General features: G+C 38.2%; 22 protein-coding genes. 11 read left to right on the top strand and 11 right to left on the bottom strand.

Going from position 1 to position 19896, the window contains the following annotated elements; translation table 11 throughout:
- Positions 1-87 precede the first annotated feature (87 nt).
- Positions 88-513 carry a YbaN family protein gene (locus tag EHQ52_RS08945; RefSeq protein ID WP_135614838.1) on the top strand — a complete coding sequence of 142 codons (426 nt, stop codon included), beginning with the start codon at positions 88-90 and terminating at the stop codon, positions 511-513.
- Here EHQ52_RS08945 and EHQ52_RS08940 read toward each other — a convergent pair whose 3' ends face one another.
- From EHQ52_RS08940 to EHQ52_RS08930, 3 genes are all read right to left on the bottom strand, one after another.
- A complete protein-coding gene (locus EHQ52_RS08940) occupies positions 514-1614 on the bottom strand; it encodes a tetratricopeptide repeat protein (protein WP_135614837.1) in 1101 nt (366 codons plus the stop codon).
- The gene (locus tag EHQ52_RS08935; RefSeq protein WP_244244827.1) at positions 1611-2015 is read right to left on the bottom strand and encodes an LIC10301 family lipoprotein; all 405 of its coding nucleotides are present in this window, start codon (positions 2013-2015) and stop codon (positions 1611-1613) included. Before EHQ52_RS08935 ends, EHQ52_RS08940 begins: the two co-directional genes overlap by 4 nt.
- Before the next feature lie 96 nt (positions 2016-2111).
- Positions 2112-2402: an STAS domain-containing protein gene (locus EHQ52_RS08930; protein WP_036089317.1), complete on the bottom strand. Its 291-nt coding sequence runs from the start codon at positions 2400-2402 to the stop codon at positions 2112-2114.
- Between the two features lie 109 nt (positions 2403-2511).
- Between EHQ52_RS08930 and flgB the strand changes: the two genes are divergently transcribed.
- The 5 genes from flgB (at position 2512) to EHQ52_RS08905 (ending at position 5449) form a co-directional block, all read left to right on the top strand.
- Positions 2512-2943 carry a flagellar basal body rod protein FlgB gene (flgB, locus tag EHQ52_RS08925; RefSeq protein ID WP_086447833.1) on the top strand — a complete coding sequence of 144 codons (432 nt, stop codon included), beginning with the start codon at positions 2512-2514 and terminating at the stop codon, positions 2941-2943.
- A gap of 37 nt (positions 2944-2980) precedes the next feature.
- Complete coding sequence (gene flgC, locus EHQ52_RS08920) at positions 2981-3442, top strand: flagellar basal body rod protein FlgC (protein WP_008594730.1); 462 nt, start codon at positions 2981-2983, stop codon at positions 3440-3442.
- A 12-nt stretch (positions 3443-3454) separates the two neighbouring features.
- The gene (gene fliE / locus EHQ52_RS08915) at positions 3455-3835 is read left to right on the top strand and encodes a flagellar hook-basal body complex protein FliE (protein ID WP_086447832.1); all 381 of its coding nucleotides are present in this window, start codon (positions 3455-3457) and stop codon (positions 3833-3835) included.
- 55 nt (positions 3836-3890) lie between these two features.
- Entirely contained in the window at positions 3891-4970 is a 1080-nt protein-coding gene (locus EHQ52_RS08910; RefSeq protein WP_135614836.1) for a helix-turn-helix domain-containing protein, read from the top strand.
- A 62-nt stretch (positions 4971-5032) separates the two neighbouring features.
- A complete protein-coding gene (locus EHQ52_RS08905) occupies positions 5033-5449 on the top strand; it encodes a DUF4345 family protein (RefSeq protein ID WP_208653468.1) in 417 nt (138 codons plus the stop codon).
- A gap of 74 nt (positions 5450-5523) precedes the next feature.
- Here EHQ52_RS08905 and EHQ52_RS08900 read toward each other — a convergent pair whose 3' ends face one another.
- The gene (locus tag EHQ52_RS08900; protein WP_135614834.1) at positions 5524-7197 is read right to left on the bottom strand and encodes a P83/100 family protein; all 1674 of its coding nucleotides are present in this window, start codon (positions 7195-7197) and stop codon (positions 5524-5526) included.
- 157 nt (positions 7198-7354) lie between these two features.
- Here EHQ52_RS08900 and serC point away from each other — a divergent pair, with 157 nt between their 5' ends.
- The 4 genes from serC to EHQ52_RS08880 all read left to right on the top strand — a co-directional run bounded on the left by serC (position 7355) and on the right by EHQ52_RS08880 (position 11457).
- Positions 7355-8446, top strand: coding sequence for a 3-phosphoserine/phosphohydroxythreonine transaminase (gene serC / locus EHQ52_RS08895; protein WP_135614833.1), 1092 nt, complete (start codon positions 7355-7357; stop codon positions 8444-8446).
- Between the two features lie 18 nt (positions 8447-8464).
- The gene (locus tag EHQ52_RS08890) at positions 8465-9040 is read left to right on the top strand and encodes a hypothetical protein (RefSeq protein WP_135614832.1); all 576 of its coding nucleotides are present in this window, start codon (positions 8465-8467) and stop codon (positions 9038-9040) included.
- Positions 9041-9119: 79 nt separating this feature from the next.
- Positions 9120-9554, top strand: a complete 435-nt coding sequence (gene rpiB, locus EHQ52_RS08885) for a ribose 5-phosphate isomerase B (protein ID WP_135614831.1) — start codon at positions 9120-9122, stop codon at positions 9552-9554.
- A gap of 22 nt (positions 9555-9576) precedes the next feature.
- Positions 9577-11457, top strand: a complete 1881-nt coding sequence (locus EHQ52_RS08880) for a hypothetical protein (RefSeq protein WP_135614830.1) — start codon at positions 9577-9579, stop codon at positions 11455-11457.
- Here the strand turns inward: EHQ52_RS08880 and EHQ52_RS08875 are convergent.
- Genes EHQ52_RS08875 through EHQ52_RS08855 form a run of 5 tightly spaced genes read right to left on the bottom strand, consistent with a single transcriptional unit; the run spans position 11419 to position 15834 of the window.
- Positions 11419-11835, bottom strand: a complete 417-nt coding sequence (locus EHQ52_RS08875) for a hypothetical protein (protein ID WP_135614829.1) — start codon at positions 11833-11835, stop codon at positions 11419-11421. The two genes, EHQ52_RS08880 and EHQ52_RS08875, sit on opposite strands and share 39 nt — an antisense overlap.
- The gene (locus EHQ52_RS08870) at positions 11832-12035 is read right to left on the bottom strand and encodes a hypothetical protein (RefSeq protein WP_036089237.1); all 204 of its coding nucleotides are present in this window, start codon (positions 12033-12035) and stop codon (positions 11832-11834) included. Before EHQ52_RS08870 ends, EHQ52_RS08875 begins: the two co-directional genes overlap by 4 nt.
- Complete coding sequence (locus tag EHQ52_RS08865; protein WP_135614828.1) at positions 12035-12628, bottom strand: tetratricopeptide repeat protein; 594 nt, start codon at positions 12626-12628, stop codon at positions 12035-12037. Before EHQ52_RS08865 ends, EHQ52_RS08870 begins: the two co-directional genes overlap by 1 nt.
- Before the next feature lie 33 nt (positions 12629-12661).
- Positions 12662-14899 (bottom strand): hypothetical protein, encoded by a 2238-nt coding sequence (locus EHQ52_RS08860; protein ID WP_135614827.1) that lies wholly within the window; start codon positions 14897-14899, stop codon positions 12662-12664.
- Positions 14896-15834, bottom strand: coding sequence for a hypothetical protein (locus EHQ52_RS08855; RefSeq protein WP_135614826.1), 939 nt, complete (start codon positions 15832-15834; stop codon positions 14896-14898). The genes EHQ52_RS08860 and EHQ52_RS08855 overlap by 4 nt, the downstream gene beginning before the upstream one ends.
- A 140-nt stretch (positions 15835-15974) precedes the next feature.
- On the opposite strand from EHQ52_RS08855, the gene EHQ52_RS08850 reads away from it, so the two are divergent.
- The gene (locus EHQ52_RS08850; protein ID WP_135614825.1) at positions 15975-16940 is read left to right on the top strand and encodes a metalloenzyme; all 966 of its coding nucleotides are present in this window, start codon (positions 15975-15977) and stop codon (positions 16938-16940) included.
- Positions 16941-16946: 6 nt separating this feature from the next.
- Here EHQ52_RS08850 and EHQ52_RS08845 read toward each other — a convergent pair whose 3' ends face one another.
- Positions 16947-18098: a tetratricopeptide repeat protein gene (locus tag EHQ52_RS08845; protein WP_135614824.1), complete on the bottom strand. Its 1152-nt coding sequence runs from the start codon at positions 18096-18098 to the stop codon at positions 16947-16949.
- Complete coding sequence (locus EHQ52_RS08840) at positions 18095-19750, bottom strand: hypothetical protein (protein WP_135614823.1); 1656 nt, start codon at positions 19748-19750, stop codon at positions 18095-18097. Before EHQ52_RS08840 ends, EHQ52_RS08845 begins: the two co-directional genes overlap by 4 nt.
- Positions 19751-19896: the final 146 nt, after the last annotated feature.

Raw genomic sequence — 19896 nt, 5'->3', positions numbered from 1 at the left:
GCAAAAGGGAGGCTTTGGCCTCCCTTTTTTATTTTCAGCGCAAATTGAAAACGAAACAACTTTGGGTTGAGAAGTAGAGGTATTCCATTGGCAGAAAAAAAGGATTATAGCCACGAAGTAAAACTTCATAGATATGGATTCGTTCGTTATTTATTGATCATAATAGGGACCATATCCTTGATTTTGGGAATTATCGGGATCTTCACCCCGGTTCTTCCTACTACTCCATTCTTACTTTTAACTGCTGCTTGTTATGCAAGGGCTTCTCAGAAGTTCTATAACTGGCTGATGAATAATAAATATTTCGGAAGTTTTATCAGAGATTGGAGGATCCATAAGGCGATACCTCTTAAAGCAAAGATCATTTCTGTTTCTACGATAGTGATCACAATGACTATCAGCGCAATTTTTGCACCGATCATTTATGTAAGAATTGGAATGGCAGTGATTGGAATATGCGTAATCTTTTATATTCTTCGCTTTCCCACTAAAAAGGAAGAAGTTGTCGAATAATCAGTTATAAGGCGATCTCGAAGGAAGCATATGATACACTTTCGGATCGTTCTCTCTCAAAAGTTCCGCTGTATCCAAAGCTTCTTGGATCTTTAATTTTTTTTCGGGCTCTTCTAACATCCAAGAAGCTACAAAAGTTTCTAATCTTCTGTAATCCTTAATATACACTAAAGATCTAAGATAATTTACTCTATCTTCTTCTATAAGTATCTTAGAACCTGAAACGATTGAATAAATATTTGCAGCAGCCCTGTAATTCGAAGTGTGAAAGTAAGCATGGGCTAAAAATCTTTTTTCGTTAAAAGGAAGGTCAGGAAACTGATTATAAAGTTTGATCGCTTTACGGAAATTTTTATCTATATCCATTGCAAGTCTTGCATAGATATATGCAAATTCTCTGTGAACAAAACCTTCTTTTGCAAATTCCTTACACTGAGCCAAAGCATCCGCTTTATTTCCCAAAAGAAAATTCACTTTTAGTAAGATCAGTTTTAAGTTTCTGTAATTAGGTTTAAGTTCTATCCCCTTCTCCGCTTCCGCTTTTGCTTTTAGATATTGACCTGTTTCAAAATAAGCCAGAGCCATATTCAATCTGTAAAAAGGATTATAATTCGCAAGCTCCACTGCTTTTTGGAAGTATTGAACAGAAGATTCCCATTTACTTCTTCTTACAAAGATCATTCCAAGAAGATAATAGGATGGATCATGGCTTGGATTGATCTCCACAGCTTTCAAAAGTGCTTTTTTAGATTGTGGATACCTTCCTATCACGTATAAATACGCGCCGTTCAGATAATGATATTCTAAACAATCAGGATCCAACTTTTTCAAACGTTCTATATTTGCTTGGGCACGGGCTATAGCATTGGATCTTAATAGATTGATTGTCTCTGTATTTAAAGCTAGGATCTGGTATTTTCTTCTAGAAACTTCACTTTGATCTGTAGGTTGAGGAGGAAGAGGTAATTCCCCTTCAGGCGAAGGGGCAAGTATAGATTGGTTTTCGTCGGAAGTTTCAGTTTCCTTAGATCCTAGGCCAACTCCGAATAGAAGTATAAAACCTAGGATTAGTGCAGAAAGTTTCTTCCGACAAATAATCATTCGGGAGCAGGACCTAATTTTTTATAAACTTCTGTATTGTTCAGGTCTGGATTCAATAGTTCTAGAGTTTCTTTATCCGCTTTTTTCACGATATAACGAATATCAAATCCTAGATTCAAAAATCTAAATATAAGCTCAGGCTCTCTGGACTTGGTTTCTTTTTCGTAAAACTCATATTCAATCTTGCGTTGGTTTTCAGGATCTTCCGGATTTTCGTAGATCGCAAGCCCAGGTCTGAAGATAGAAAGTTTAGGAGCCTTTCCTGGCTCTGGATTTTTGCACTGCCCGTCTGCTGCACAAACGGAAGTTCTTTCCCATATACCTAAGATTCTCTCCTGAAGAGGAGCTTGGCAACCAATGAGTAAGGATAAGACCGCTAAGGAAAAAAGAATTTTTTTCATGGAAGCCAAGCTATACTGCGTAGTAAGGATGTCCAGGGAATTCCAGACACTCTTAAGCATGTAAAGAGTCAGCACGGGGATCTGATCTTGCAAATTTTAGATTCGCTGAAAGTATTCGTCTATCTTGAGAACTTCGAAAGTTTTCATTAGATCAGGATGTATCTCTCTTATATCGATCTCTATCCCTTCTAACTTAGCGTTTTTACAAAACCAAACCAGGGAACTGATGGAAATAGAATTCATCACAGGAATTTTCCCCAGATCCAGGACGATTTTAACCGGTTTTTTAGCGATTGCGTCCATCAACTGGTTTCGAAATGCGTAATAGTCGTTAAAAAGGGCAGTCAGCTCCGGCTTGATCTCGATAATCTCCGAATTTTCACCCATTTTCGATTTGAGTCCTTTTTTGGCCTTTTCTGAGAAATTTTCGGCCAGATTTCTTTTTTTATCTTTGGGAATTTTGAAATTCAACCGAAATTTTAAATGGGAGAGCTTTATGTTCCAAAAAACACATTTCATGAAGACTCAGGACTTATTAGAGAAGGGAATGAACGCCGCCTCTATGAAAAGAAAAGTCCTCGCAGACAATATCGCAAATGCGGATGTTCCCCATTTTAAAAGAAGTGAAGTACTTTTCGAATCCATGATCAAAAGAGCATTAGAATCGGAAAAGATAGAAGCTTCTAAAGCGATCCCGACCAGGATCGAAGACGAACGTCATATTTCCTTTTTTACTCCATTAGATTATAAATCTGTAAAGCCTAAGGCAAACATAGATTATCTGACTACAGTCAGAGCAGACGGAAATAACGTAGATCCTGAGAAAGAAGTAATGGAAGCTTCCAACTCTCAAATGCAATACATGATGATGGTCGAAAGAATGAATGCGAACTTCCGCGATTTGAAGAACGTAATGAGGTTGGCTTAATCTCAAGAGAGACATAGCTAAGATTTAGAGGAAGAAGATGGGACTATTTAGCGCAGTTAATATCTCCGCCACTGGACTTTCCGCTCAAAGACTCCGTATGGATGTGATCGGAAACAATATCGCGAACGCAACTACTACCAGAAATACAAATGGAGATGGTCCTTTCCGCAGGGATAGAGTGATCCTTACCCCTGTAAATCTTAGAACCAAATGGAAAAGCCCAGTTTATCCTTTTGGTCTTTCTCCTGGAGAAGGTAAAGGTGTGAAAGTAATGAAAATTGAAAAGGATATGAGTCCTTTACGATTAACTTATGATCCAACCCACCCTGACGCAATCCAGATCGGACCTAAAAAAGGCTATGTAGAAATGCCGAACGTAAATATAGTCACCGAAATGACAGACATGATCTCTGCTTCCAGATCCTACGAAGCAAACGTCCAGATGATCAATGGATCCAAGGCAATGTTTAACAAAGCCTTAGAGATCGGAAGAGCTTAATAGGAGAGAAGAATGAACGTAGATTTTAATTCCAAACTTTGGTACAATTATAACTCAGGTTATTCAGATTCTCGTTTTCCACTTTCTCCTAAAGGTGATAAAGTGTCCGTAAAGATAGATGACCAACGTCATTACGGCGATGTAAAAGAGCCGGTAGCTCCTGACTATGTTGCTGAAAGTTTTTCAGAAGCAATGAGAAACGCATTCAAATCTGTAAACGACCTACAGGTAGAAGCAGACGAACTTACTCAAAAAATGGTATATGATCCAAATAGTGTAGATGCTCACGAAGTAATGGTCGCTTCTGAAAAAGCAAGAGTGGCACTCACATTCACTAAAACTTTAGCTGATGGAGTTGTAAGAGCTTATAGAGATCTTACTTCCATGAGATAATTTTTCTAATTAGAATTTCGATTCGACTAATCTATTCCTAAAATACAATAAGACCATGCCTGAGTTATTGGGATGGTTTTCAGACGGGATGATCCTCTTCGGAGGATTTCTTTCTTTTTTACTCGCAATCGGAGAATTTCCTTCCGACAGAAAACATAAATTCCAAGTTTACCTCTCTCTTACTCTAGTCTCTTTAGGATTTATGCAACTTTCCGGTTCTTTGGTTTTAAATCCAAATGCTGGTCAGGATCTAAACCTAAAACTCTGGAATCTTCCTCTTTTATATCTTCCACCTGCTTTTGCTTTTTTAGCTCTTCTCGCCTTTTTGGAAGAAGATTTCAGATATAAGTTTGTACATTCTCTCTTCTTTCTTCCATTCTTACTTTGTTTGGGAGTTATTTTATTTTTCAGATTAGGAGAATACGCCGGATCTCCAGATTCTAACCAGATTTATTGGAATATCCAAGATCCGATTTCTGGAACTGGGTTCTTATACTTAGGAGCTGGGATTTTTTCTTTCAGTTTTGTTTTTCCGATCTTTAAGATACTTCCTCAGATCTCTGAACTGAAATTTAAGATCTTATTCGGTATATTTGCGTTAGATTGTTTGATCGTTTCTGTTTTTGGAATGATCGGGCTGATATACAATCCTATCTTTCTAAAACTTGCACTTTTAACTGTGACACTTGCAGTCTCACTTGTATATTATATCCGCAGGAAATATTTCGATTTTCCGGAAGCCGTTCGTTCCGATTTAGCAAAGGTAAAATATTCTAGGACCAGGTTAGAAGGCCTGAAACTTGATTCTATATTAGAAAAATTAAACTTTCTATTCGAATCAGAAAAAATCCATCGCAGAGAAGATCTGTCCTTAGCAGAACTTGCAAAAGAATTATCCCTAACCACTCATCAATTTTCAGAACTGATCAATAATAGAATGGGAAAAGGATATTTTTCTCTGATCAACCACCATAGGATAGAAGATGCAAAACAACTTCTGTCCGAAACGGATAAAACTGTTTTGGAAATCGCAATGACAGTGGGTTTTAATAATCGTTCTTCTTTTAATGAGGCTTTTTTGAAACTTACTCAAAAAACTCCGATTTCTTACAGAAAAATGTGTAAGCCTTTATAACGCCGGACGACTGTCTTCCGGAAACGGTGTATCTTCTTCTCATCCCAAACGAGAGGACAAAAATGCAAACTCATTCACTTTCAGATCAAACTGGTTCACTTATATATTGGATCACTAAAATTTTTCTGGCTTTAAACTTGGCAGTGTATGCCGGATTTACTGTGGCCTTCCTTTTCTTTCCGATCCCTTTGGCAAATGCGATTGGTTATACAATCCACTCAAGTGCGGCGCTCGCTGACTTCAGGGCAATGTATTCAGGTCTATGTTTCGGAGTTGGACTTATTGTATATTACGGTTTAGTAAAACAAGAGTTCAAAACCCAAGCAATCCTTCTTTCGGTTACAAGTGCGGCAGGATTGTTTGTAGCAAGACTATACACCCTGTTCTTGGACGGGCCAGGAAATGAATATATTTATATGAGCATGGCTACTGAAATTGTTTCCGTATTCTTAGGTGCTTGGCTTTTAAGAAAAAACTAAGACAAACGATCCATTCCTCAGAAATAAAAAAGGCGGGTGCAAGCCCGCCTTCTCTTCTTAATAATCAGCTAATCTTAAGGTTTGATCTTTTTGATCAATTTCAGATCGGCTTTGCTGAACACAGCGATTTCCGTTTTTCCGGAACCTTCTTCCTTACCTGTAACGTAAATTTTTTCGCCGAAGAAAGTTACGTTTGAGTTCGGGCTGATCTCTTCTTCAGTTCCAGCAGTTTTCTTTAAACCTTTGTCGTAACGGCTTAAATAATATTTTCCGTTTCTTTCTTCAAAGGCGTAGATCTCTTCTCCTTTGACGATCATTGGAGTTCGCCAGAATACTGAATCACCAGACCAAACAGCAGGTTTTAAAGTTTCTTGATCGATCAGTATAAGTTTGTGTGCAGCAGAGTGATCAGACTCGTAACCTACTACGAGAGCTTTTCCATCCACTACTTCGAATGTGCGTCCGCAAATCTTGTTAAAATCACCTTTGAAGATTGTATCATCTTTAGCAGGATCTAACGCGTGAAGTTCGTTGCTATAATGTCCGTCTGAAGTGTATTTTAAAGTTTTGAGGAACAGAATTTTACCTCCGACAACGTTCTTGTCGAAGTCTTCTTTTTTCTTCTGTTCTTCTTTAACTGTTTCTAACTCTTTTTTAGTTTCCTTCAACTCTTGTTTGATCTCTTCCTTGGACTTATTGTCGTCGGACTTAGCTTCGGACTTTTTAGAGTCTCCGGAAGAAGAACTTTTGGAATCAGAAGAGGATGAGGAAGATTTAGAATCCGATTTACGAGATTCTTCTTTTTTAGCGATCTCCTTCTCTTTTTCCTTTAGTTGTTGCTCTTCTTTTTTGGCCTTTTGTTGTTCTTGTTGGGCCTGTTTACGTTCCTCTTGTTTTTGAGTGATCTTTTGTTTATTCTTGACAGGATCCTTGTTTAGTTCCTGGATCTCTCTTTCTGCATTCCTTTCTTTGCTGGAAGCATCATCTTGTTTTTTTCTATTCTCTTCTTGTTTATCTTTAAGTTTACGTTTTTCTTCTTCTGCCTTCTCGTTTTGAAGGTCGTTCATTTTTTTCTTATCGTCTTGACCTTCTTTCTTTTTATCAAGATCTCTATTGACTTCTTTTTCAAGCTCGTCAGTATCCAGATCTTTTCCATCATCTGAAAGAATATTGGTTACGATAGGGATAATGATCTGAGTTTTTCCAGGCCATTCCGTATAACGTCTGCCGATACCGATCTTATCGTTTTGTGAATTTTTTACAACTTCGGTATTGTATTTACGTTTAACATAATCTGCGCCCTTACGATGGATCGCATTATAATAAAGTATATAAGTTGCTAATGTATCTGAGTTTGCTTCTGAATATCCGAAGTTAGCTTTCACATATCCGGAAAGTATCCTTTGGATTGAGTTAATATGTCCGTAATCTGCATCTTTACCAATGCTGATCAGATCTGCTCCGAACTTTTTCTCTTTTTCATCTGGAAGAATACGGAGCGCAGTGATCCCATCTGCAGAAGCTGCTGATTTTGGATCTTTTTTTAATGCTTCGGATAACCCAGCACCGGTTCTTGCATTACTTCCTTTTGTTTCTTCATCTGCTCTTGCAGCAGACCTATTGACGAAGTTCACTTTTCCAGAAGAACGAACTTCCTTTTCTCCAAGTTTAGGCCCCTCTTGGGCAAAGATCGGAAAGCTAAAACTTCCGAAGAAGATTAGAAATACGGCCAGTCGAATCCGTGACATTATGGAACTCCTTTGAAAAACGAACCCCCCAAACTTGGGAGAGACGAATGGCTATCTTATGATTCTAGATAGGACTCTGCCAAGGATTTTTCAATTCTCCATGAATGTTGGAACAGTAAGAAGTTGCCTCCCAAGACCTGGTTTTTACCCTAACCTCATGAGCAAATTTGAGCGCCGAATCTATAATTTTTGCGCAGGTCCTGCGATGTTACCTAGTCCAGTCATGGAGAAGGCTGCTTCCGAGTTTCTGAACTACCGCGGGTCCGGTATGTCCATCATGGAAGATAGCCATAGGGGAAAACTTTTTGAAGAAGTCCTCGATACTTCCCTTTCCTTGCTCAGAGAATTATTATCTGTTCCGGAAAATTACGAAATTATGTTTCTTTCCGGAGGAGCTAGCCTCCACTTCTCCGCCCTGCCCTTAAATCTTCTGAAAGATGGAGAGTCTGCTGACTTTGCGGTCACAGGTATCTGGGCTAAGAAGGCCATGGAAGAAGCACTTAGATTCAATCCTGTCAAAAAGATTTACGACGGAGAAGATCATAAGTATACAGAGTCTCCTGAACTAAATGACTCCATGGTAAATCCTGGAGCGGCATACGTATATATCACTTCTAATAATACTTTATTAGGAACTCGTTATGTAACTATTCCGAATATCACCAAGGCTCCTCTAATCGCGGACATGACTTCTGAAATTCTTTCTAGAAAGATAGATGTAAGTAAATTCGGTGCGATCTTTGCGGGAGCACAAAAGAATATCGGGCCTTCTGGCTTAAGCGTTCTGATCATTCGTAAGGATTTACTTGGACGTTCGGGCAGAACTGTTCCTATATTGCTGGATTATGCTTTAACTGCAAAAAATAAATCCATGTATAATACTCCTCCTACATATTCTATATACATGGCTAAACTTGTATTTGAATGGTTAAAGGATCTGGGTGGCGTGGAGAAGATCGAAAAGATCAATGAAGAGAAAGCCAAAATTCTTTATGATTATTTGGAAACTACTTCCTTCTATAATGCTCCAGTAAAACCGAATTCAAGATCTGTAATGAATGTTGTTTTCACTATTCATGATAAAAATTTAGAATCTAAGTTTTTAGCAGGAGCAGAAGAAAAAGGACTTCATGGGTTAGAAGGTCACAGACTTGTAGGTGGACTAAGAGCTTCTATCTATAATTCTATGCCTAAAGAAGGTGTAATTGCCTTGGTAGAATATATGAAGGAATTCGAGAAGAAGGCTTAAATCTTCTGGAAGAATAGAATGAAGCATATTCTACTTATCTTAATATTCTTATGTGCGGGTATCTTTCAGATATCCGCTTCTCCTTTATTCTTCCCTACAAAATTGAAGATAGGTCATTGCTTATCCCAAGGAGGAAGTTATAAAGAATTAAAGGAATTTTATACTTCTAAACTTTCTCCAGAAGAAAGAACCAAGATCGCAGAAAATCTTGCCTTACAAGAAGCAAAATCTGCTCACCAAAGTTTAGAATGTATTCGTATGTCAGGGCTGACTAAAGAAGAACAAATGACCTTGCTAGCTGACCATTCTCATCATAGAGAAACCAAAGAGCTTATGTTTTCTTATTACGAAAATTTTTTGCTCTCTGACGAGAAGACCATTCGTCTATCCGCTTTCGAAGAGAAAAACCTACGCAGCTTTCTAGAGGCTAAAAAAGAACTTTTATCGAGATTATACCAGGCAGAATATCAATCCTTATCAGAGAAACTTCTACCCTTATCTACTTTCCAAAATACCTATATGGCCCTCTTCTTCCAACATTGGGAATTCTACCAGACCGCTCCCGATTTCCTGAAAGAAGGACTCTTCGATTAAGAAACTTTTCCTTATTTTCCGATCCTTGCTGTAAATTGCTTGAATCAGAGAATTCACGTAGGTACGGTACCTTTAGAACATGAAAAAAATTGGCATCGCTTCCGATCACGGTGGATTCGAACTTAAAGAATACCTTCGCAAAGAATTAGCTGACTCAATTGAGATCCTTGACTTCGGCACAAAGGATGAATCCTCTGTGGATTACCCTTTGATTATCGCTGAGGCCTGCAAAAAAGTTCTATCTAAAGAAGTGGATGGACTGATCGCACTTTGCGGAACAGGTATCGGAGCTTCGATCGCTGCAAATCGCCATAAAGGTATTAGAGCTGCTCTATGCCATGACGAATTCACTGCAGAATTGTCCCGTCGTCATAACAATGCAAATGTGTTGGTATTAGGCGGAAGAGTTTTAGGTAAAGAACTTGCGATCCGCATCGCTCAGAAATGGCTGAATACTTCTTTCGAAGCAGGACGTCATGAAAGAAGAGTGGGTCAGTTAGACACCATCGTTTAACAAACGGAAAATCTTTTTAAGAATGCGAAACAAGATCCTTTATCCGGTCTATCTCTTAGGTTTGGTCGGTCTTGTTTCCTTTTTCTCCGGCTCTATTTCAGCCGAATCCAATTCATTCTCTCTAAGCGCATTCGTTCTTAAATATGTTCGTTTAGGAAGTACCGAAAACGGAGCTTCTAAATTAGAATTAAGTCCTCGCGATCGTAAAGAAGGTTCAGATCTTTTCTTAGATTTTGAAGAGAAGGAAGCCGCCGATCTAAACGATAAGGCTGGCGGTTACAGAATATTAACTTCTTCTTATCTTCCTGATGCAGCAAAAGCACATTCCGGAAAAAGATCCGCAGGTTTTGTGGGTAAAAGATCCGGGATCAAAGTTTCAGGAAAAACAAAAGGAATCCTTACTAGCCCAGATATTAAAGAAGAATTTTATATCTCCTTCTTCTTATTGCCTGGAAACCTAGATAAGGAAGCAATCTTACTTTCCAAAGACTTATATACCAGAGGAAAAAAATTCGGCTGGGACCTTAGAATTAAAGATGAGATCCCAATATTAGAATTTCGTAATTTTTTCCAAAAAGCGGACAAAACACATCTGTCCCTAAAACTCGCAGGGAATTCCAGACTTTCCAGATCAGATTGGAATCATTTTATCATTCACTTCAAACCTGTTCAAAGAGAGATCGTATTATATATTAACGGAAAAGAAACAGATAGAGCCTCTGTTTCCTCCAAAGAACCAATCATTCGAATTGGTTTTCATCCAGAAGACAGTACTCCATTTAAGATTGGAGAAAGTTTTTACGGTTGGTTAGACGACTTTTTAGTTTCCAAAGGAAGTCCTGATCCAGAGGTTTTATCCACCCAGTATGATGGGCAAAAATATGATCCTTCTTCCTTTACAGCAGATGCAAAGTTTGGGACTGCAATTTCTCCGGTATATAAGACCAAATTTTCTAATTCTATACCGGAAGCAGTATTATTAAAAGCGAATGTTCCTAAATCTTCTGTATTAGAATTATATTTCAGATCTTCTCCTAAAATTTTCTCCAAAACAGAAGAATATCCTGCCTGGAGATCAATTGATCTCCGAAAGATAGAAGAAGAATTTAAAGAAGATGATCCGTACAGGGAAACTGAAGAAGAAAGTTCTCCTAAAGGAAAATCTTCCAGCTATCGTATTCCATTGGATAAGGTCTGGGGGAATAAACTTTCTTATTTCAAATATTACCAAGTAAAGGTAAAATTTAAGACTGATTCAGGTTCAAAGTCCAGTCCTGAGTTAGAAGCATTAACATTTTCTTATAGAGAAACAATTCCTCCAGTCAGACCTGCCGGTCTAAAAATAGTAAACTTCGACGATTATGATCCAGAAGCGCAAGGTCCTAAAGTTTGTTTGAGCTGGACCCAAAACCCAGAAAGGAATGTGCAGCAGAAAGGCGGCTACGTCATCCATTACGGAGTCGGCCCGAATCGTATGGTTGGAATCTTAAAAGGTACTAGCAAAGAATTAGCGAAAGGAAAAATGCCCGTTCTGACCACTAAAGGTAAGACCAAACATCCAATGAGTGAATATTTGGATCCGATCTTGGGTGATGATTCCACTTGTCCTAAACGTAACGATATGAGTGGACCTAAACTTTGTCAGTGTATAGACAATAGACTCATTTCTTTAAACGCAGAAAAGCCTGAAGAGAATGATGACGAGGATGAAAATCCAAAACCCAAAAAGAAAAAGCCAAAACCTCGTAAGGATCCTTACGATAAAAAACTTTTATTCTTCCAAAAGGGACTAACGTATTATTTCAAAGTTGCCGCGTATAATTCTGTATTCGATCCAGAGAATGGACCAGATCAACTCAGCCCTTTAAGCGACTCCGTCGAGGTCTATTTCCTGAGCGAGTAGTATCTTTACTAGATTCTGCTCTTTCCATTTAGCATTCGTACATAAAATCCCATCCAAATCAGCCAAAGAAGCCGTAGCAATCTCCAGCCATTCTTTCCATTCTAAGCTCTTAGAAGAAGAAAGTCGTATCGCAAGTGAAATCTCTTCTTTTCTTACGGGAAGAAAATCCAAAAATAAATTTTTAGATTGGGTCCAGATGATCTCTCTTGTTAAAGGATCAGATTCTTTTTCAAGCACTGAATCCAAACTAGGAAGAGCCAAAACGAAAATATGATTTTTTTTGGTAAGTGATTCAATGGCGTTCGATACAGAACGGCGAGAAGAGGAATTTCCAAGCACCAATTCCTTAAAACAATCAGAAGAGACTAATAATTTCAAACTTTCGCTTCCGGATAAATTTTGGATAATTCTCTCAAGGCTTCCAATCTTTGGTAAGAATCTGATTTAAAAACTTCGTTCCTAAAGCAGGAGCGAAGTAACTCAGAAGCGGAGAGGTCTCGTTTTTCCGCTTCTGTCCTTAATAATTCGAATTCTTCCTCTGTGAGGAGCATCTGAAATCTTCTTTCGACACGGGCCATTACTCCTCTTCTTTCAGTTCCTTTTCGTTTTTCAAGTAGGTTCCGTAATAAATTTGAGAATCTAGTATTTGTCCCAGGTTTTCGTAAATGGCAGCTATATTATAATTTGCCTGATTCAAACGAAAATCATGTTTAAACGACTTCTTAAATAGCTGAATTGCCCGGTCTTCCCTACCAGCATACCATTCTGACATTGCCCATAAAAAGGTCCATTTTCCCAAATCAGGATCTCGTGGACTTACCTTTACTAAATATCCAACATTCTCTTCGAAAAGACTCGCTGCTCGGAGGTAATTGTCCCGGATCCTTCGGACCTTCTCCATTCTAGAAAACACATCTTCTGAATGACCAGGAAGTTCCAAGTCTGCTCTCCAAAAAAGAGCCCGAGCCAGATAGAGTTTATAGATCAACTCGTTCGGATTTTTTTTGACGTATTCTTCCAAGAAAGGAAGACTCTCTGCTTCTTTTCCACTCTGGTGAAGAAGTAAAACTTTTTGTTTTGCAGCCTTATTCCATTCTCTTCTATTTTCTTCTTGGGAATAAGAAGAAGATAAACTTGCACAAAATAAAATGATACAACAAAAGGCGCGCATTTCAGTTTAGATCTTATCCGATTTAGGAAAATATTAAATATAAGTGTATAAATTTTTTCCGTTTTCCGGATAAGGAAGTGGGGTAATCTTATACTCTTTACCAATCGAATCCAAGATCATTTTCAGTTCTGATTCTCTTTCTTCTCTGGACAAAACAAAAATTTCAGAAGGAGAAACTCCGAAACCGTAATCTTCCGATCCGAGTCTAGGTTGGATCTCCTCCAGAACATCCTTTCTCCATTTGTCTATAGAAGGATAATCTAAGTCACCAATACATTTAATCTTGTATAAATTACATCTGCTTCTTTCACCGTGGGTTGCCCAACGAAGAAGTAAGAATTGAATTTGGACCAAATCTCTTTTGTCCTGGATGGCATGAGAAGCCTGCTCAATCTCCAATTGTAAAAATGCATCTTCTACAGGTTCTATAGAATTTTCTACATTCTCTCTGATCTGTTCCGCTAAATCATTATTAGGTGGATCTGGAAACATTAAGAAAAATCTGAAATCTAATCCTGATCTGAAAAGTGGGAAGGAAATAATCCTCATCACTCCATCCAAGTCAGCAGTATCAAATTTTTTACGGAAGAAATGATCATTACGTCTTTCTTCAGTAACATCTATAATAGAAACATCTCCCACTTCTTTCCCTAAGAATTGATCCCCATATAAGAAGATCATATTCTGGCGGCTATAAGGTTGTAAGCCATAAGAAACTACAGGAAGATAAGCGCCTCTTCTTCTATCATAAAAATGAATACTAAAAGATTTCAAATGAAGAGAAGAGAAAATTGTAAGATAATATTTTAATAAGGAAGATATAGGAGAATCCAAACCTTGGTGGATCTCATCTAAAACTTCTAAGATCTTTCTTTTTTCGCGGATAGGTTGTTTATCTAACCAGCCTCTGAATTTTTCAGAAAGAGGAAGTTCTTCATTCGGATCTGTTTTACGAATTCCCCACCAAGCTCTCGCCCAAAGGAAAAATCTGGATTTATGCTGAGGAGCAAGACCTCTCGCTGCCTTCAGTCCAATCTCAGCAAGTCCAGTCACTCTAAGAGCTTTTGCTAAAAGACCTGAATCTTTAGGACGATCCGAAATTTCTATCTGAGGGATTTCAGGCGAAGTAGATTTAACTTTCTCCACAAGTCTTGCCAATTCATCAGTAAAGATAGAATCTCTTTTTTTCTGAAGAGCTTCTGGCATTTCCACAACAGATACAGCAGAAGGAGCAGATGCCATATCTCTTTCTACATGAATTGGCTCCTTCTTCTCTCTTAAAAATTTAGGAGTTAAAAAAGAATCTCCAGGCAGATCAAAAGGTAAAACATAGAATGTGCCGCTTGCATTTGGTTTAGTTTCCAAAACGGGAGGAACGGTTACAATCTCAGGAATATCAGCGATCTCCTGCAATTTTGCGGCTTCGACCTGTTTAAAATTAGTCTCTTCTATTCTTTTAGAAAGAACTTGGATAAGATTTGATACATCCGATTTTGCGTAAGAAGAAGAGGATTTATTCTTTCTAACAATTAGAATGCATGCATCCAATAAAAATAGAAACCCAAAAAACACAGGGAATAATATTAGAAAAATATTACGTTCAAAAGGAACTAATAACAAAATCCCTTGGACAAATCCGATTTTATCTTCGGGATAGAATGCGTAATAGGCTCTGTATAATTTATCTCCCAGACGGATCTCTTTGAAGTCATTTCCTCCATCCTTCATGGACTTCAAAATTTCTTCTGAAATTTTTCTAGGATCTGTTTTGTCTCCTTTCTCTTCCCAGTCTTGAAAGATACCAAGTCTTGGTTCAGGAACGAAGTATTCTATCTTATCGTCTAAGGAAATTTTGAATTTTTCCTTATCGAGCACTGCAAGTACAGCGACTGACTTTGAATATAATGGGACAAATAGTACAGGTTCATTCTCCAAAGAAAGAAAACGACTAGTCTTTCCTTCCCAAGCTTGTGATAATAAATACCTTTCTTTATCTCCTGAAAACTCTAGGTTGGGAGTATTCTTTAGATTTGGATCCCATGATAAAAAGTTTCGAACTGGAAGGAATAGATTGTTTGTATCCAATTCTTCCGGATCAGATTCACGGATCTTTTTTTCTAATTCTAAGATCTCTTTATTAAAGGAAGAAAATACAGATTCTAATCGGGACTTATAAAAAATCCCAGAAGGAAAGTAAGGCTCTAAAAGTAATACTGAAACGGAAAATATAAAAGATAGAGCGAGTATAAGTCTGAATTTAAAGCCGATCATTTTGTCTTTTCCCTAAATTGTCCGAGTAAACGAATCAGCTCTGTTTTCACATGGATAACTTCTTCTCTTTCAGAAAAACGATTTTCTGTCCGGATCGTGAATAATATTCTAGAAGCAAGTATCCCACAAATCAAAGCGATTAAAGAAATTCCGAAAGCACTTAAGATCAATAATAACTCTTCTGCTCTTGTTTTTCTGGGTTGTGCTAAAAAGATTTCGAGATCTTCTACAATTGTTTTTTCCCAAACAGGACGAAGCAGAATGTTTTGGGATTTAGAATTTTTATCCAGCAATGCATGTATCATCGCTTTGGATTCTTCAGAGCTTGGAACTTCTGTAATATCTGGAAGTAAAGAGCTGTTGGGATTCAAGTTTGTTTCTAGGAGTTCGGAATCTTCTTCCTTCTTCTTATATACCCAATATAAGATACCTTCTGAAAAGTCCCGCGGCAAAAATGATTTTTTTGGGCCACTTGCTTCATGTACAATTCGGTCCCCATCTTCTTTCAGTATTTGAAAATATAGATCTCCAATAGAATTTCTGTATAATAAAAATCCATCTGTATCTTCTATCCAACCTGCTTTAGGCACCTGCATTCCAAGTAATCTTAGTCCCTTATGAAACCCTGGACCTTTCGGATCAGAAGAATACATTGCTCTATAATTATAATCATAAATTCGGATCTGTTTTAATTTGATAGAAGAGCTGAAATGTTTTCCTAAAGCTTCCGCATCCTTGTCAGTCTCAAGTTTAGGAAATTCTCTCATTAAATATTCGAACCTATAACCCAGGTCATAGTACTTGTTTTGAAATCTTTCTAGGATAGAGTCTATAAATGATTCCTTTTTCAGTTTAGGGTACAAACTAAGAATTTGGATGGGAGAGAAGAAAACCGCGTCCTTCCAAGCTCCCGGAAAAAAAGGGATGGAAATCAATACGATACATAGCAGTATCAGAGCGAGAATTCGAGATCTTTTGCTATGTTTGCGCGGGTTCACCTTTCTAGTATCGGCGATTCCATCATAAAGAATCAGTCTAATTCAATAGGATAATCGATACTTCTCGGGCCAATAGAATGATATTTTATGTGTTTATAGACGGGATAGGCTTTGGGGAAAACAATCCGGATAAAAATCCGTTCTCCAAATACGCAAAAGGGATTTTTCTACCCCTGGGCGGTAAATCCATCCCGGATGATTCTCCTTCCAGATTAAAGGAACTCACCTATCTTAAAACGGATGCGAGTATGGGGATTAAAGGACTTCCCCAAAGCGCAACAGGACAAACTTCCCTTTGGACTGGGATCAATGCCTGTCAAGTTCTGAACCGTCATATGAGTGGATTTCCTACATTCACATTAAAACGTATCATCGCGAAATATTCTATCATTCGTATTTTAGAAGAGAACGGATTTAAAGCCGATTTGCTGAACTGTTATACTCCAGGATTTGCTGAGCATATAAAAAAACATCCTAGGCATGTATCAGCATCTACCCTTATCCAAATGGCAGCGGATAAACCATTAAAAGATATGGATGATCTGAGAGATGGCAAGGGTCTTTATATGGATATCAGCCGTGATTTTCTCAGAAAGTTTGGAAAAGATTTTATAGATAAAGACGATCCAGTTTTAGAGATCCAAGATCCGTACAAAACTGGAAAAGATATTATTCCCGCAATGAAAGGTCATACCTTATGCATCTACGAATACTTTATCACGGATAAAGTAGGTCATAAGATGAATTGGAAAGGTGCTGAAAAATGTATCTCTGACTTGGAGGACTTTTTACTAGGAGTTTTGGATGCAATGGATCCAGAACAAGACCAACTCATTCTAACTTCCGATCATGGAAATCTAGAAGATCTTACTGTGGATGTGCATACTGTAAATCCAGTGCCAACCATTCTATATGGTAAATACACAGAACAGATGAAGGATAAGATCCACGCTTTGAAAGATATCCCTCATGCAATCTATGATTGTTTAGGGGTACAGATCCAAATGTCTGAACAGGAATTCGTTCAGACATCTACGAATTAAAATTTCTTAATATTTCCAGTCGTCATCTTGGCGATCGTCATCAGAAGGTTTTGCCTTTCCGCCACCTTCTCCATCCTTGTATCTCATATCGTCCTCGATCTGATCCAAGGCTTCCTTCTTCCAAGAAGCAGATTTTTTACCTATAGGAGTATCAGGATTTCTATCAGCAGATTCTTGGAAAACCGCCGCTGCTTTTTCGTATTTTCCACCTCTGAAATAGATGGTTCCCTTTCTGAACATAGCCGCTTGGTCCATTGTTCCGTCTGAGTTCTCTAACATTTTGTTCAGATATTGGATTGCTTGTTCTGATTTTCCCAAAGCATCGTAACTTTCTGCGATATAATACCAGGCTTGCTCTCTTGCTCTCTCGCTGACACCTATGTCCAATGCCTTTTTCAAGGTTTCAATCGCAGAATAATATTCTTTGCGTACGTATAATTCTCTTCCCTTCTCCAAGAGCCCTGAACGGAATTCTTTATCTACTGCAACTTTGTCTGGATCGAAATATGCATCCGATTGGACGTAATCTTCATAAACGTCGTAAGCGGACCAGTCTTTGCCCATTCTGCGCAAAGATTTTCCCCATCTTACTCTAGCTTTTACGTTTTCAGGATCTTCTTGTAAGGCCAATACGTAGTTCTTTCTAGACTGATCGTAATTACCTTTTTTCATGTAATAGTCGGCAATAGCGGATAACGCGTTAGATCTGAGTTTATTATCTCCAGAGGTTCTAAGAACTTCCTCTAAATGACCTTTTCCCTCTTCGTCTCTGTTTAATAAAAGAAGAAGATTCCCAAGACCATAGGCTACCTTTGCTTTTTCTTCGCGAGCCAAACCTTCTTTTTGGTTCAACTCTCTGAAAATTCCGAGGGCTCTCATCTTATCTCCAGTTTTATCCAGAGCAGTTGCCAGATCGTATTGGATCCTGAAAGAAAGATCCGAACCTACATCCTTGGAAGATAATTCTGCAAAAATATCCAAAGCCTTTTCAGAAGATTTAGGATTGGAATGTTTTAGAAATTCCTCCCCTTCTCTTACTTTCTCGATGATCCCTTTATTTGTGGAATCGGTATCTTGGATCACCGCAGTGTAAATCCCCGTAAGAAGACCTGCGCATACGAATAAAAATCCTGTGACTAATATGATGGAACGGTTCATCTTCTTCCTCCGCCGATCCGGGCCAGACATTGTTTGGTCCAGAACTCGGTTCGTTCCGGATTATAGTTCTTTGTATCTTTTTGTACGAAGAACTTTAGAGCTTTGTTATATTCGCCCTTTTTATAAAAAGACATCCCAAGGAAAAACTTGGCCTTTCCTCTTATGTCGATATCATTTGAGCCTGCATAAGGAGCCAATTGTTTTACTGCTTCTCCGTATTCGTTTTTCCAATACGTTGATTTTAAAACTCGATCGACTTCTTCTTCACTAGGCTCTTCTTGTTCAACGATCAAAGGTTGTTTTTCATTATTCTGAACGTTTTGGTTGTCCTGATTATTTTCCTGAGGAGCTTGATCTTCTTCTTTTGGCTCGTTTTTGCTTGGCTTATCGTTATTATCTGCAGTTTGAGTATTATTATCAGAAGCACCCGGACCACCGATCGCAACATAAGATTGATCCTGAGTCAAAGTGAAATCTTCTAGATCTCCTCGTTTGACTGTAACACCAAAATACATTGTTCCAGTGTATGGTTTCATCTTAATCATAACGTTAGTATCAGGATGAGAAACTTCTCCCAGTTTTCTAACATTACCGCCTAAGAAAGTAGAAACTCCTCCGGATAAAGGTTTGCCTGCTTGGTAGATGGCATAGACAGTATTTTCGTCAGCACGATCAGGGCCCTTCCAATCTAAACGAACTCCTCCATCAACGATATTCGCCTTTAAATCCTTCACGTGCATTTCATCATACGCAAATTGAGGATTAGTAACTACATCATCTTCTTTAGGAGGTTTTCTTTTATCTTGATCATAAACATAAAACTGACGAATGAAGGATTGATTCTGAACCAATGGTAAAACTTCTTTCAAACCTTGTTTTACCGAAACACCATAGTATAGAGTTTGAGACTTGGTCAGATCTTGATCCAAGAATGTATTCTCCGGATGAGAAACTTCTGCTAACTTCTCCGCTTTTCTCATCAATGTCATACTAGACATTGGCTCTGCGGATTTATAAATAGTGTAGATAGTCTCACCTTGGATACCTTTTGGATAAGGTTCCCAAGAAACACGCAAGAACTGACCTTCTCTTTTTACAGATATATCAGTAACTCTAGCGTTATCCGAAAGATACTTCTGCTCTTCAGGTGGAGGCTGATTTGTATTTGTTGCCGGTGGATAATTATTCTGGGTATTTGTAGGAGGATAATTGTTAGTTTGAGGCTGTGGATTGTTTTCAATCACAATTGGGATCGTAGTGAAGTTACGATTCGCAACTAATCTTGCATCCTTCTTCCTTACATGATGCGCTAACACTACAGCATAATAATAAGTTCCGGGTTTCAGATTATAATCATAGATCTGATTCACACCGTTAGCTACACCGCTTGGAAATTTTCCCAAAGAATCTGAAATATAACATTTTTCAGGACTATCAATGATGGAAGAAGATCGAGCCACGATGATCTCGCCGGTCTCTCTTGGCGCTTCCCAGCTAATACGAACTGATTTACCGTCTTTAAGGACTTCTACGTTGATAGAATTTGCGACACTTGCGTTATCATTGTCCAGACGAAAGGTATCCTGGGCATAGATAGAATTTTCCAATGCCATTAGGAAGAATATAGATAGGATCCGGAGTCGAATTTTCATCTGGAAATAAGGTTCCGAACTAGATTATCGGTTGCTACAATGGAAATTTTTACTTCGGTTTTTAAGAGAATGTGGGGAAAATAATATAAAATGCGTAAGATATGGAAAATGTTCCCTTCGGTTTGATCTTGACTAATCGGAGCATT

The organism is Leptospira koniambonensis, from assembly GCF_004769555.1.
Taxonomy (GTDB): Bacteria; Spirochaetota; Leptospiria; order Leptospirales; family Leptospiraceae; genus Leptospira_B; species Leptospira_B koniambonensis.
The sequence above is the reverse complement of the archived record's forward strand: the minus strand, read 5'-3'. Positions and strand labels throughout refer to the sequence as shown.